This is a genomic window from Serratia sp. NCCP-200, from assembly GCF_059697885.1.
On record NZ_BAAKUJ010000007.1, the window covers coordinates 199,441 to 212,044 of the forward strand.

Here is a 12,604-nt window from a genome sequence, read left to right on the forward strand (position 1 = left end):
AGTTTACGTTAACAGGACGCGTAGCAGTCCTATTATTAGTCTTTGCGTTGCATGGTAACGGAAATCCGCCACCCTGACGACGCTTTGGAGGGGAATGATGTCACAGCCGCCGAAGGTTTTGCTGCTGTATGCCCATCCGGAATCCCAGGACTCGGTAGCGAACCGGGTTTTGTTACAACCGGCACAGCAGTTGGAACATGTCACCGTGCACGATTTATACGCGCACTATCCGGATTTCTTTATTGATATCCATCACGAACAACAACTGCTCCGCGACCATCAGGTTATCGTTTTCCAACACCCCTTATATACCTATAGCTGCCCGGCTTTGCTGAAAGAATGGCTGGACCGTGTGCTGTCCCGCGGGTTTGCCAGTGGTATCGGCGGTAATGCGCTGGCGGGCAAATACTGGCGTTCGGTGATCACCACTGGGGAACCGGAAGGTGCCTATCGCACTGGCGGTTACAATCGTTATGCGATCGAGGATATTCTGCGCCCTTTTGAGCTGACCGCGGCCATGTGCCATATGCACTGGCTGACGCCGATGATCGTTTACTGGGCGCGCCGTCAGAAACCGGAAGTGCTGAGCAGTCACGCCAGCGCTTATGGCGACTGGCTGCGTAACCCGTTGCCGCACACCGGGAGGCACTGATGGAAGGTTCTACGTTATTAACCGCCATATTGCTGTTCCTGTTTGCTGCGGTGTTGACGGTGCCGATCGCCCGCCGCCTAGGGATCGGAGCCGTTTTAGGCTATCTGATCGCCGGTATTGCCATTGGCCCGTGGGGATTGGGGTTCATCCGGGATGTGGATGAAATTCTGCACTTCTCCGAGTTGGGCGTGGTGTTCCTGATGTTTATTATCGGGCTGGAATTGAACCCGGCCAAACTGTGGGAGCTGCGTCGCTCGATCTTTGGTGTCGGTGCCGGGCAGGTATTGGTTACGGCGGCCGTGCTCGGTGCGCTGCTTTACTTCAGCCATTTTGCCTGGCAGGCGGCGGTGATAGGCGGCATTGGTCTGGCCATGTCATCGACGGCCATGGCGCTGCAACTGATGCGTGAAAAGGGCATGAACCGCAACGAAGGGGGCCAGCTAGGCTTCTCGGTGCTGCTGTTTCAGGATATGGCGGTGATCCCGGCGTTGGCGTTGATCCCGATCCTGGCCGGGGGCGCAGGTACCAGCGACGATTGGGCAGAAATCGCCATGAAGGTCGCGGCCTTCGGCGGCATGCTGATCGGGGGGCGCTTCCTGTTACGCCCGTTATTTCGCTATATCGCCTCATCTGGGGTGCGTGAAATATTTACCGCCGCCGCGTTGTTGGTGGTGCTGGGAGCAGCGCTGTTTATGGATGCCCTTGGCCTGTCGATGGCATTGGGGACCTTTATCGCTGGGGTGCTGCTGGCAGAGAGCGAATATCGCCATGAGCTGGAAATTGCCATTGAGCCTTTCAAAGGGCTGCTGCTCGGGTTGTTCTTCATCTCGGTAGGCATGGCGCTGAATATGGGGGTATTGTATACCCATCTGCTGGAAGTACTGCTTGGCGTGGTGATCCTGGTGACGGTGAAATCGGGTGTGTTGTACTCGCTGGCGCGTATCTTTGGCCTGCGGCGCTCGGTACGTCTGCAATTTTCCGGGGTGCTGAGCCAAGGCGGTGAGTTTGCCTTCGTGCTGTTCTCGGCGGCTTCGACGCAGCATATCTTCGACGACGATCAACTGGCATTGCTGCTGGTCGTGGTGACGCTCTCAATGATGACCACGCCGCTGCTGATGCAGATTATCGATCGCATTCTGGCCCGCCGCTACAACGCCAAGGATGAGGATGAAGAGGCGCCCTACGTGGCAGACGACGATCCGCAGGTGATAATCGTCGGTTTCGGCCGCTTCGGGCAGGTAATTGGCCGCTTACTGATGGCTAACAAGATGCGTATCACCGTGCTTGAGCGGGACGTTAGCGCGGTCGGCGTATTGCGCCGATACGGTTATAAGGTTTACTACGGGGATGCCACGGAGCTGGAGCTGTTGCGGGCAGCCGGTGCGGCAAAGGCCAAATCTATCGTCATTACCTGTAATGAGCCGGAAGATACCATGGCCATCGTCCATCTGTGCCAGCAGCACTTCCCCAACTTGTCCATTTTGGCGCGGGCGCGGGGGCGTGTGGAAGCGCACGAGTTGTTGCAGGCTGGCGTGAAACAGTTTAGTCGTGAAACCTTTTCCAGCGCCCTGGAACTAGGGCGCAAGGCGTTAACGGAGTTGGGGATGCACCCGCATCAGGCTTATCGTGCTCAGCAGCATTTTCGCCGTCTGGATATGCGCATGCTGCGTGAACTGATGCCGCCGCATCTGGGGGACGTGGCCCAGATTTCCCGCGTGAAAGAAGCCCGGCGCGAGCTGGAAGAACTTTTCCACCGTGAAATGCAAAAAGAAAAACGGCAGTTCGACGGTTGGGATGAATACGAATAATTCGGAGCACTATGATGTCTGCAACACGTAAAAGATTTATCGCCGGGGCGGTTTGCCCAAGCTGTAACGCTATGGATACGCTGGCGGTTTGGCGTGAAGACCAGGTTGAGGTGGTGGAGTGCGTCAAGTGTGGCCACCATCAGCGCCAGACCGAGCAACAGGTGGAAAAACACGTTCGCCCGCAGGAGCAGGTGATCGGTATTTTTCATCCGGAGTAGCGTTATCTGCCGTGATTTTTTATGCTGAAGGGTACAGCGCTGGAGATTTCCGCTACAATCTCCACCGATTTAGTTTCCAACGGTAGGAGATATCATGAAAGTAACAAAAGACTTGGTGGTCAGCCTGGCTTACCAAGTACGTACAGAAGACGGTGTTTTGGTTGATGAGTCTCCGGTGAGTGCACCGTTGGACTATCTGCACGGGCATGGCTCTCTGATCGCAGGTCTGGAAAAAGCACTCGAAGGTCACGAAGCTGGTGATCGTTTCGACGTTCATGTCGCCGCTAACGAAGCTTACGGCAACTACGATGAAAACCTGGTTCAGCGCGTTCCTAAAGACGTCTTTATGGGCGTTGATGAACTGCAGGTAGGCATGCGCTTCCTGGCTGATACCGATCAGGGCCCGGTTCCGGTTGAAATCACCGAAGTTGATGGTGACCACGTAGTGGTTGATGGTAACCACATGCTGGCTGGCCAAGACCTGAACTTCCACGTAGAAGTTGTGGCGCTCCGTGAAGCCACCGAAGAAGAACTGGCCCACGGCCACGTTCACGGTGAGCACGATCATCACCACGAACACGGTGACGGCTGCTGTGGCGGTCATGGCCACGATCACGACCACGATCATGACCACGGCAAGAAAGGCGGCTGTGGTGGCAACGGTGGTTGCGGCTGCCACTAATCCTGGTGCTGTAACTGCAACGAAAGGTCGCTTCGGCGGCCTTTTTTAGTAATGCGGGGGAGGTGTCTCTTCCGACTGCGAGGCGATCATCGAAGGTTGGCTGGCACGCAGTTTGTCGGTCAGCAGCCGCAGATGTTCTTGTATCTTCAGCATTTCAAGCTGATGCTGTACCACGGTTTGATTGAGTTCCTCAATCGTCACTTCCTGAAAGGCCTGGCGGCTTTCCATCTCTTCCAACCGCTGCAGCAGGCTGTTGTAGTTTTTCTCGTGCATGATATTACCTCTGGCACTGTTAAATCCGGGATTCTGGCACTATGTTATCAGTAGCGCTCGGCTTTGTGCCTGCCAATTTCGGCAAGCGGTTTTTCACTACCGCAAGTCGGGCAATTCAACTCGCAAGGTCGTCAAATAAAGTTGTTAATTATCAATTGGATAATTATTTTTCTTGAACTTTGCTACCAATATGAGGTCACATCTTGACTCGATTGGTTACCTGTGTGACTGTTTTGTTTTGTTTCAGGCAGCTATAGTAGCCCGGTTAACTTACTTAATGATGGTTTGAGGCACCGCTTCAGACACTGGAGAAATGGATGAAATCTTTGTTTAAAGTCACGCTTCTGGCAACCACTATGGCTCTTGCTCTGAATGCGACCCAAGTTATGGCAGCCGATGCGGCCAAACCTGCTGATGCAGCCACAGTTACCACTACCGGTGAGGTTGCGCCTGCTGCTGAAGCGGCTAAACCTGCAGAAGCACCAAGCACTGGCAAGTTCAAGAATGACGATGAGCAGGTTGCTTACGCACTGGGTGTTCAACTCGGCCGCTACATGGAAAACTCGCTGGATGAACAGGAAAAGCTGGGCATCAAGCTGGACAAAGACGTGATGCTCGGGGCTGTTAAAGACGCGTTTGCCAAGCAGAGCAAGCTGAATGACTCTGACATCGAAAAAACCCTGCAAGGTTTTGAAGTGCGCGTGAAGGCTTCCGCTCAGGCGAAGATGGAGCAGGACGCGAAAGAAAACGAAGCGAAAGGCGCTAAATACGCTGAAACCTTCGCCAAAGAAAAAGGCGCGAAGAAAACCGAATCTGGTCTGCTGTACAAAGTAGAGAAAGAAGGGACCGGTGAAGCACCGAAAGACAGCGATACCGTAGTGGTAAACTACAAAGGTACCCTGACCGACGGCACCGTGTTTGACAACTCCTACGATCGCGGCGAGCCATTGTCATTCCGTCTGGACGGCGTGATCCCAGGCTGGACCGAAGGCCTGAAGCACATCAAGAAAGGCGGCAAGATCAAACTGGTTATCCCACCGGCACTGGCCTACGGTAAAAATGGCGTTCCAGGGATCCCTGCCAACTCCACGTTGGTGTTTGATGTTGAACTGCTGGATGTGAAACCGGCAGCCAAGGCTGACGACAAAACAGAAAAAGCGGCTGACGAAGCTGCTGCAGACGCTAAAGCCAAATAAGTCTGAGATTTTCCCAACCGCCGCGAATGTCCTTCGCGGCGGTTTTCATTTCTGCGCTACCCAGAATGCAAAATATCCTGCAACTTTACTCCCTGTCTTTACTGATCGCTTGACGCCTGCCGGGCATCGGGCTTAACGTCAATATCACGCGCAAATGTAAGAACCAGCATCTGACCGTTTTGCTAGACTCTGGGTCTGAACTTATGAATCATGCGCCTGCCCCTTAGGGCGTGTACCTAAAACTGCTCCCGGCAGCGATTTTCTCCTGCACGAGCCGTTTTAGTTGCGTCCCCTGGCACAGGCGATCTATGTAGGTGGTATCTTCGATGTCAAATTCGCTTTTATCCAGCGAAGCCAGCGAACTTGATTTGCTGAATGAGCGTCCGTTTAGTCAGACGGACCATGAAATCCTGAAGTCGTATGAAGTCGTGGTTGATGGTCTGGCGATGCTGATTGGTGGGCACTGCGAAATCGTGCTGCACTCCCTGGAGGATCTGAAATGCTCCGCCGTGCGTATCGCCAATGGTGAACACACCGGGCGTAAAATCGGTTCGCCGATCACCGATCTGGCACTGCGTATGCTGCACGATATGGCGGGCGATGACAGCAGCGTCTCCAAAGCCTATTTCACCCGGGCCAAAAGTGGCGTGTTGATGAAGTCGGTGACGATTGCCATCCGCAATCGCGAACAGCGGGTGATTGGTCTGCTGTGTATCAACATGAACCTCGATGTGCCGTTCTCGCAGATCATCCAGACCTTTATGCCGCCGGAAACGCAGGAGGTGGCTTCCTCAGTCAACTTTGCCTCCTCGGTTGACGATCTGGTGGCACAGACGTTGGAGTTCACCATCGAAGAGGTGAATGCCGATCGCAACGTGTCCAATAACGCCAAAAATCGCCAGATCGTACTCAACCTGTACGAGAAAGGCATTTTTGATATCAAAGACGCGATCAATCAGGTTGCCGATCGCCTGAATATCTCCAAGCATACCGTCTACCTGTATATCCGCCAGTTCAAGAGTGGCGATTTGCTGGGCAATGAGCGCTGATGCTTAACTACTGCCTATTGGTCACCGGCCCGGCTTATGGTACTCAGCAAGCGAGCAGCGCTTGGCAATTCGCTCAGGCCCTGTTGGCGGCAGGCCACCGCATTACCAGCGTCTTTTTCTATCGTGAAGGGGTGCTGAATGCCAACCAACTGACCTCTCCGGCCAGCGATGAATTCGATCTGGTGCGGGCATGGGTGGCTATGGCGCAGCAACATGGTGTGGAGCTTAATGTCTGTGTGGCGGCAGCTTTGCGCCGTGGTGTGACCGATGAGCAAGAAGCCGCACAGCTGGCGTTGGTGGCTGCCAACCTGCAGCCGGGGTTTACCCTCAGCGGTTTGGGCTCATTGGCAGAAGCGGCGCTGAGCAACGATCGCCTGGTACAGTTTTAAGTGAGCAGAATGAAGCGAGTTGCGTTTGTATTTACCCAAGGTCCACATGGCAGTGCGGCTGGCAGAGAAGGGCTGGATGCGGTACTGGCAACGTCAGCACTGAGCGAGGATATCGGCGTATTTTTTGTCGGCGATGGCGTGTTGCAACTGCTGCCGGGCCAACAACCCGAAAAGATCCTGGCCCGTAATTACATCGCCACCTTTGGCGTATTGCCGCTGTATGACGTTGAAAACTGCTATCTCTGCGCAACGGCCATCCAGGAGCGCGGCCTGCAACAGGTCACTGACTGGGTGCTGAAGGCCGAAACTCTGCCGCCAGATACTCTGCGCCAGAAACTGGCCACTTACGATGTGGTCATGACTTTCTAGGATACTTTGATGCTGTATACCCTCAGCCATTCCCCAACCCGTTGCGACCTGCCTGCGTTGTTAAGGCTCACCAGAGAAGGTGATGCTCTGTTGTTGTTGCAAGACGGCGTACTGGCCGGCCTGTCCGGTAGCGCCAGCCTTGATTTATTGCTCAATGCCCCCATATCCCTTTATGCGCTGCAGGACGATCTGGAAGCCAGAGGCCTGTCTGTTCATTTTTCACCCAGAATCACGCTAATCGGTTATACTGACTTCGTTGTGTTAACCGAGAAACACCACAGCCAAATGGCATGGTAATGCGGGTGATGTTGTATATTTCTTGACACCTCTACCAGTCAGCCATAAAATTCTGCGTCCTCGTACTGTGCCAAAAGTGCATACGGGGGATTTATCACATGTTTACGAAGCAAAAAACGAAGCAAAACCCAGGAGCTTTTTTTAATGACTACGATTAATCAGCTGGTTCGCAAACCACGCTCTGTGAAGGCTGCTAAAAGCAACGTTCCAGCGCTGGAAGCCTGCCCGCAGAAACGTGGTGTATGTACTCGCGTATATACCACCACCCCGAAAAAACCAAACTCCGCACTGCGTAAAGTTTGCCGTGTGCGTTTGACTAACGGTTTCGAAGTGAGTTCTTACATCGGTGGCGAAGGCCACAACCTGCAGGAACACTCCGTAATCCTGATCCGTGGCGGTCGTGTTAAAGACTTGCCAGGTGTGCGTTACCACACCGTTCGTGGTGCACTTGACTGCTCCGGCGTTAAAGACCGTAAGCAAGCTCGTTCCAAGTACGGCGTGAAGAAGCCAAAGGCTTAATGGTTCTCCGTTAAGTAAGGCCAAACATTTTAATGTCAAAATAAACTCGTAGAGTTTTGGACAATCCTGAAATTTTCAACGGAGTATTTCCATGCCACGTCGTCGCGTAATAGGCCAACGTAAAATCCTGCCAGATCCTAAGTTCGGATCCGAGCTGTTGGCTAAATTTGTAAACATTCTGATGGTAGATGGTAAGAAATCTACTGCAGAAGCAATCGTCTATACCGCGCTGGAGACCCTGGCTCAGCGTTCTGGTAAAGGTCACCTGGAAGCTTTCGAAGTCGCTCTCGACAACGTGCGTCCGACTGTAGAAGTTAAGTCTCGCCGCGTTGGTGGTTCTACTTACCAGGTACCAGTTGAAGTTCGTCCGGTTCGTCGTAATGCCCTGGCAATGCGTTGGATCGTTGATGCCGCTCGTAAACGTGGTGATAAATCCATGGCTCTGCGCCTGGCGAACGAACTGTCTGATGCAGCAGAAAACAAAGGTTCTGCTGTTAAGAAGCGTGAAGACGTTCACCGTATGGCAGAAGCCAACAAGGCGTTCGCCCACTACCGCTGGTAATCCATGCAGTAGTTTTGCTAACCAAGTGGGCGCTTCAAGAAGCCAACCCGCTTGGTTTCACCGAACCGCCTAAGGCAATAGAGGAATCAAATGGCTCGTACAACACCCATTGAGCGCTACCGTAATATCGGTATCAGTGCTCACATCGACGCCGGTAAGACCACAACTACCGAACGTATCCTGTTCTACACCGGTGTAAACCACAAAATCGGTGAAGTTCATGACGGCGCCGCCACCATGGACTGGATGGAACAAGAGCAGGAGCGTGGTATTACCATTACTTCTGCAGCGACAACTGCTTTCTGGTCTGGTATGGCCAAGCAGTTTGAGCCGCACCGTGTAAACATCATCGACACCCCAGGGCACGTTGACTTCACCATCGAAGTAGAACGTTCCATGCGTGTGCTTGATGGCGCGGTAATGGTTTACTGTGCTGTTGGTGGTGTTCAGCCACAGTCTGAAACCGTATGGCGTCAGGCTAACAAATACAAAGTGCCACGCATCGCGTTCGTTAACAAAATGGACCGTATGGGTGCCAACTTCCTGAAAGTTGTTGGTCAGCTTAAATCTCGTCTGGGCGCAAACCCGGTTCCATTGCAGCTGGCAATTGGCGCAGAAGAGAAATTCACCGGTGTTGTTGACCTGGTGAAAATGAAAGCCATCAACTGGAACGAAGCTGATGCAGGCGTGACCTTCGAATACGAAGAGATCCCAGCTGACATGCAAGAGCTGGCTGCTGAATGGCACCAGAATCTGGTTGAGTCTGCTGCTGAAGCCTCAGATGAGCTGATGGACAAATACCTGGGCGGCGAAGAGCTGACCGAGGAAGAAATCAAGAAAGCTCTGCGTCAGCGCGTGCTGAACAACGAAGTGATTCTGGTAACCTGTGGTTCAGCCTTTAAAAACAAAGGCGTACAGGCAATGCTGGATGCGGTTATCGAATACCTGCCAGCGCCAAATGACGTTGAAGCTATCAACGGTATTCTGGACGACGGTAAAGATACCCCGGCTGTGCGTCATTCTGATGACTCAGAGCCGTTCTCTGCACTGGCGTTCAAAATCGCTACCGACCCATTCGTGGGTAACCTGACGTTCTTCCGTGTGTACTCTGGCGTTGTTAACTCCGGTGACACCGTTCTGAACTCCGTTAAGGCCGCGCGTGAGCGTCTGGGCCGTATCGTTCAGATGCACGCTAACAAGCGTGAAGAGATTAAAGAAGTTCGTGCAGGCGACATCGCTGCGGCAATCGGTCTGAAAGACGTAACTACCGGTGATACGCTGTGTGATCCTGCTAGCCCGATCATTCTTGAGCGTATGGAGTTCCCAGAGCCGGTAATCTCCGTAGCGGTAGAACCAAAAACCAAAGCTGACCAGGAAAAAATGGGTCTGGCTCTGGGCCGTCTGGCGAAGGAAGACCCATCATTCCGCGTATGGACTGACGAAGAATCAGGTCAGACCATCATCGCAGGTATGGGTGAACTTCACCTGGATATCCTGGTTGACCGTATGCGTCGTGAATTTAACGTTGAAGCGAACGTGGGTAAACCACAGGTTGCTTACCGTGAAGCGATTCGCGCGAAAGTTACTGACATCGAAGGTAAACACGCCAAGCAGTCTGGTGGTCGTGGTCAGTATGGTCATGTTGTTATCGACATGTACCCACTGGAGCCGGGCTCAAATCCGAAAGGCTACGAGTTCATCAATGACATTAAAGGCGGTGTGATCCCAACGGAATACATCCCTGCCATTGATAAAGGCCTCCAGGAGCAACTTAAGTCTGGTCCACTGGCCGGTTATCCGGTAGTTGATCTCGGTGTGCGTCTGCATTTCGGTTCTTTCCACGATGTTGACTCCTCCGAATTGGCGTTTAAACTGGCCGCGTCTATCGCCTTTAAAGATGGCTTTAAGAAAGCAAAACCTGTTTTGCTTGAGCCTATCATGAAGGTTGAAGTTGAAACGCCGGAAGAGAACACTGGTGACGTCATCGGTGACCTTAGCCGTCGTCGTGGTCAACTGAAAGGTCAGGAATCCAACGCTACTGGCGTTCAGATTCACGCTGAAGTTCCGTTGTCCGAGATGTTTGGATACGCAACTCAACTGCGTTCTCTGACCAAAGGCCGTGCTTCTTACTCCATGGAGTTCCTGAAGTACGATGATGCGCCGAACAACGTCGCTCAGGCCGTTATTGAAGCCCGTGGTAAATAAGCTTTCGGGTTTAACACATTGATCAGTGCTCCCTCCATGAGGGGGGAGCAAAAGAGTTAAGGAATATAGCCGTGTCTAAAGAAAAATTTGAACGTTCCAAACCGCACGTTAACGTTGGTACTATCGGCCACGTTGACCACGGTAAAACTACCCTGACCGCTGCAATCACTACCGTTCTGGCTAAAACCTACGGTGGTTCTGCACGTGCTTTCGACCAGATCGATAACGCGCCAGAAGAAAAAGCTCGTGGTATCACCATCAACACTTCTCACGTTGAATATGACACCCCGACTCGTCACTACGCGCACGTTGACTGCCCAGGGCACGCCGACTACGTGAAAAACATGATCACCGGTGCTGCTCAGATGGACGGCGCTATCCTGGTTGTTGCTGCGACTGACGGCCCTATGCCTCAGACTCGTGAGCACATCCTGCTGGGTCGTCAGGTTGGCGTTCCTTACATCATCGTGTTCATGAACAAATGCGACATGGTTGATGATGAAGAGCTGCTGGAACTGGTAGAAATGGAAGTTCGTGAACTTCTGTCTGCTTATGACTTCCCTGGTGATGACCTGCCGGTTGTTCGTGGTTCAGCGCTGAAAGCACTGGAAGGCGAAGCTGAGTGGGAAGCTAAAATCATCGAACTGGCCGGTCACCTGGATTCTTACATCCCAGAACCAGAGCGTGCTATCGACCAGCCGTTCCTGCTGCCAATCGAAGACGTCTTCTCCATCTCCGGTCGTGGTACCGTAGTTACCGGTCGTGTTGAGCGCGGTATCGTTAAAGTTGGCGAAGAAGTTGAAATCGTTGGTATCAAAGACACTGTTAAGTCTACCTGTACTGGCGTTGAAATGTTCCGCAAACTGCTGGACGAAGGCCGTGCTGGTGAGAACGTTGGTGTTCTGCTGCGTGGTATCAAGCGTGAAGACATCGAACGTGGTCAGGTACTGGCTAAACCAGGTTCAATCAAGCCACACACTCAGTTCGATTCAGAAGTGTATATCCTGAGCAAAGAAGAAGGTGGTCGTCATACTCCATTCTTCAAAGGCTACCGTCCACAGTTCTACTTCCGTACAACTGACGTGACCGGTACCATCGAACTGCCAGAAGGCGTAGAGATGGTAATGCCAGGCGATAACGTGAACATGGTTGTTACCCTGATCCACCCAATCGCTATGGACCAAGGCTTGCGTTTCGCAATCCGTGAAGGCGGCCGTACTGTAGGTGCGGGCGTTGTTGCTAAAGTTATCGCTTAATCGCGAATAATTTATAAGCACTAAAAGAGGGCACTTCGGTGCCCTTTTTTTATACAATTTTTTACCAATCTTAATTGAAATAAAAACGATTCTTATTTAGACTTACTGCATCGGTTAAGAAGTGAGTCTCTCTATGTACGTATGTCTGTGTAATGCTGTGTCTGACAAAGCTATCCGTAAGGCGGTGCGTCAACACAATCCCCATACCATGAAGCAACTGCGTGAGCTGGTGCCGATTGGAACCGACTGCGGTAAATGCATTCGTCAGGCAAGGCAAATTATGGTGGAGGAACGGGCAACCCTGATTCATATGCACGAAGTCGCCTAATAAATAGTAGGGTTATTTTTTGACTCTTGGCCCGCAGCTTCTACACTTTTAGAACTGCCCAGGAGGATTTACCTATGAAAGGCGATAAAAAGATCATTGCTCACCTCAACAAGCTGCTCGGTAACGAGCTGGTTGCCATCAATCAATACTTCCTGCACGCGCGTATGTTCAAAAATTGGGGCCTGATGCGTCTCAATGAGAAGGAATATCACGAGTCCATCGATGAGATGAAACATGCCGATCGCTACATCGAGCGTATCCTGTTCCTTGAAGGGTTACCAAACCTGCAAGATCTCGGCAAGCTGAATATCGGCGAAGATGTCGAAGAGATGCTGAGGTCCGATTTGGCTCTGGAACTGGACGGTGCCAAGAACCTACGGGAAGGTATCGCCTATGCCGACTCTATCCATGATTACGTCAGCCGCGATCTGATGAAAGAGGTGTTGGCCGATGAGGAAGGGCATATCGACTGGTTGGAGACTGAGCTGAGCTTGATTGAGCGGCTTGGCATCCAAAACTATTGCCAGGCGCAAGTGCTGGAACGTAAAGACTGACATCAGGGCCCCTCACCCTAGCCCTCTCCCACAGGGAGAGGGGACAGTCCGCGCCACAACTTAACAACGATATTCATCCTTTACATACCAGCTTTAACCCCATACCAGTCCTCACATTCCCCTGTTACAGACGCCATAACAGCCCTCAATATCCCTCTGTTACAGACGATCTCCTGTACTTGCCAATAATGCCGATCGGCTCCCTCTCACTAAAGGAGAGGGTTGGGGTGAGGGGTAAAACGCATTA

The 12,604-nt window shown here is 52.4% G+C and carries 16 protein-coding genes; 15 read left to right on the top strand and 1 reads right to left on the bottom strand.

The annotated features are described in order from the left end of the window. The first annotated feature begins 97 nt into the window (after positions 1–97). The 4 genes from kefG (at position 98) to slyD (ending at position 3,360) form a co-directional block, all read left to right on the top strand. Positions 98–652: a glutathione-regulated potassium-efflux system ancillary protein KefG gene (gene kefG, locus AC6HVW_RS21145; protein ID WP_071681295.1), complete on the top strand. Its 555-nt coding sequence runs from the start codon at positions 98–100 to the stop codon at positions 650–652. Beyond that, entirely contained in the window at positions 652–2,460 is a 1,809-nt protein-coding gene (gene kefB / locus AC6HVW_RS21150; protein WP_071681294.1) for a glutathione-regulated potassium-efflux system protein KefB, read from the top strand. Before kefG ends, kefB begins: the two co-directional genes overlap by 1 nt. Before the next feature lie 14 nt (positions 2,461–2,474). Then, a complete protein-coding gene (locus tag AC6HVW_RS21155; RefSeq protein ID WP_037376686.1) occupies positions 2,475–2,678 on the top strand; it encodes a YheV family putative zinc ribbon protein in 204 nt (67 codons plus the stop codon). A gap of 94 nt (positions 2,679–2,772) precedes the next feature. Next, positions 2,773–3,360, top strand: coding sequence for a peptidylprolyl isomerase (slyD, locus tag AC6HVW_RS21160; RefSeq protein WP_021181645.1), 588 nt, complete (start codon positions 2,773–2,775; stop codon positions 3,358–3,360). Between the two features lie 45 nt (positions 3,361–3,405). Here the strand turns inward: slyD and AC6HVW_RS21165 are convergent, their stop codons facing one another. Then, positions 3,406–3,633 carry a protein SlyX gene (locus AC6HVW_RS21165; RefSeq protein WP_071681293.1) on the bottom strand — a complete coding sequence of 76 codons (228 nt, stop codon included), beginning with the start codon at positions 3,631–3,633 and terminating at the stop codon, positions 3,406–3,408. 317 nt (positions 3,634–3,950) lie between these two features. Between AC6HVW_RS21165 and fkpA the strand changes: the two genes are divergently transcribed. From fkpA to bfr, 11 genes are all read left to right on the top strand, one after another. Next, positions 3,951–4,829 carry an FKBP-type peptidyl-prolyl cis-trans isomerase gene (gene fkpA, locus AC6HVW_RS21170; RefSeq protein WP_024482692.1) on the top strand — a complete coding sequence of 293 codons (879 nt, stop codon included), beginning with the start codon at positions 3,951–3,953 and terminating at the stop codon, positions 4,827–4,829. Positions 4,830–5,155: 326 nt separating this feature from the next. Then, positions 5,156–5,878, top strand: a complete 723-nt coding sequence (locus AC6HVW_RS21175) for a helix-turn-helix transcriptional regulator (RefSeq protein WP_024482691.1) — start codon at positions 5,156–5,158, stop codon at positions 5,876–5,878. After that, the gene (gene tusD / locus AC6HVW_RS21180; protein WP_071681292.1) at positions 5,878–6,267 is read left to right on the top strand and encodes a sulfurtransferase complex subunit TusD; all 390 of its coding nucleotides are present in this window, start codon (positions 5,878–5,880) and stop codon (positions 6,265–6,267) included. Before AC6HVW_RS21175 ends, tusD begins: the two co-directional genes overlap by 1 nt. Before the next feature lie 9 nt (positions 6,268–6,276). Continuing rightward, positions 6,277–6,636 (top strand): sulfurtransferase complex subunit TusC, encoded by a 360-nt coding sequence (tusC, locus tag AC6HVW_RS21185; RefSeq protein ID WP_021808024.1) that lies wholly within the window; start codon positions 6,277–6,279, stop codon positions 6,634–6,636. A gap of 9 nt (positions 6,637–6,645) precedes the next feature. Beyond that, positions 6,646–6,933 carry a sulfurtransferase complex subunit TusB gene (gene tusB / locus AC6HVW_RS21190; protein ID WP_071681291.1) on the top strand — a complete coding sequence of 96 codons (288 nt, stop codon included), beginning with the start codon at positions 6,646–6,648 and terminating at the stop codon, positions 6,931–6,933. 144 nt (positions 6,934–7,077) lie between these two features. Continuing rightward, positions 7,078–7,452, top strand: coding sequence for a 30S ribosomal protein S12 (gene rpsL, locus AC6HVW_RS21195; RefSeq protein ID WP_021181638.1), 375 nt, complete (start codon positions 7,078–7,080; stop codon positions 7,450–7,452). A gap of 91 nt (positions 7,453–7,543) precedes the next feature. Next, a complete protein-coding gene (gene rpsG, locus AC6HVW_RS21200) occupies positions 7,544–8,014 on the top strand; it encodes a 30S ribosomal protein S7 (RefSeq protein WP_021181637.1) in 471 nt (156 codons plus the stop codon). 90 nt (positions 8,015–8,104) lie between these two features. Next, positions 8,105–10,219: an elongation factor G gene (fusA, locus tag AC6HVW_RS21205; RefSeq protein WP_021181636.1), complete on the top strand. Its 2,115-nt coding sequence runs from the start codon at positions 8,105–8,107 to the stop codon at positions 10,217–10,219. A gap of 71 nt (positions 10,220–10,290) precedes the next feature. After that, positions 10,291–11,475, top strand: coding sequence for an elongation factor Tu (gene tuf, locus AC6HVW_RS21210; RefSeq protein WP_046808053.1), 1,185 nt, complete (start codon positions 10,291–10,293; stop codon positions 11,473–11,475). Positions 11,476–11,608: 133 nt separating this feature from the next. Continuing rightward, positions 11,609–11,803, top strand: a complete 195-nt coding sequence (bfd, locus tag AC6HVW_RS21215) for a bacterioferritin-associated ferredoxin (protein WP_024485620.1) — start codon at positions 11,609–11,611, stop codon at positions 11,801–11,803. A gap of 74 nt (positions 11,804–11,877) precedes the next feature. Further along, positions 11,878–12,357, top strand: a complete 480-nt coding sequence (gene bfr / locus AC6HVW_RS21220; protein WP_021182231.1) for a bacterioferritin — start codon at positions 11,878–11,880, stop codon at positions 12,355–12,357. The last annotated feature ends 247 nt before the right edge of the window (positions 12,358–12,604 follow it).

Excerpts from the sequence above, each read along its gene's own strand:
- kefG (WP_071681295.1), top strand. The coding sequence starts at position 98 with ATGTCACAGCCGCCGAAGGTTTTGCTGCTGTATGCCCATCCGGAATCC.
- kefB (WP_071681294.1), top strand. The coding sequence starts at position 652 with ATGGAAGGTTCTACGTTATTAACCGCCATATTGCTGTTCCTGTTTGCT.
- AC6HVW_RS21155 (WP_037376686.1), top strand. The coding sequence starts at position 2,475 with ATGTCTGCAACACGTAAAAGATTTATCGCCGGGGCGGTTTGCCCAAGC.
- slyD (WP_021181645.1), top strand. The coding sequence starts at position 2,773 with ATGAAAGTAACAAAAGACTTGGTGGTCAGCCTGGCTTACCAAGTACGT.
- AC6HVW_RS21165 (WP_071681293.1), bottom strand. The coding sequence starts at position 3,633 with ATGCACGAGAAAAACTACAACAGCCTGCTGCAGCGGTTGGAAGAGATG.
- fkpA (WP_024482692.1), top strand. The coding sequence starts at position 3,951 with ATGAAATCTTTGTTTAAAGTCACGCTTCTGGCAACCACTATGGCTCTT.
- AC6HVW_RS21175 (WP_024482691.1), top strand. The coding sequence starts at position 5,156 with ATGTCAAATTCGCTTTTATCCAGCGAAGCCAGCGAACTTGATTTGCTG.
- tusD (WP_071681292.1), top strand. The coding sequence starts at position 5,878 with ATGCTTAACTACTGCCTATTGGTCACCGGCCCGGCTTATGGTACTCAG.
- tusC (WP_021808024.1), top strand. The coding sequence starts at position 6,277 with ATGAAGCGAGTTGCGTTTGTATTTACCCAAGGTCCACATGGCAGTGCG.
- tusB (WP_071681291.1), top strand. The coding sequence starts at position 6,646 with ATGCTGTATACCCTCAGCCATTCCCCAACCCGTTGCGACCTGCCTGCG.
- rpsL (WP_021181638.1), top strand. The coding sequence starts at position 7,078 with ATGACTACGATTAATCAGCTGGTTCGCAAACCACGCTCTGTGAAGGCT.
- rpsG (WP_021181637.1), top strand. The coding sequence starts at position 7,544 with ATGCCACGTCGTCGCGTAATAGGCCAACGTAAAATCCTGCCAGATCCT.
- fusA (WP_021181636.1), top strand. The coding sequence starts at position 8,105 with ATGGCTCGTACAACACCCATTGAGCGCTACCGTAATATCGGTATCAGT.
- bfd (WP_024485620.1), top strand. The coding sequence starts at position 11,609 with ATGTACGTATGTCTGTGTAATGCTGTGTCTGACAAAGCTATCCGTAAG.
- bfr (WP_021182231.1), top strand. The coding sequence starts at position 11,878 with ATGAAAGGCGATAAAAAGATCATTGCTCACCTCAACAAGCTGCTCGGT.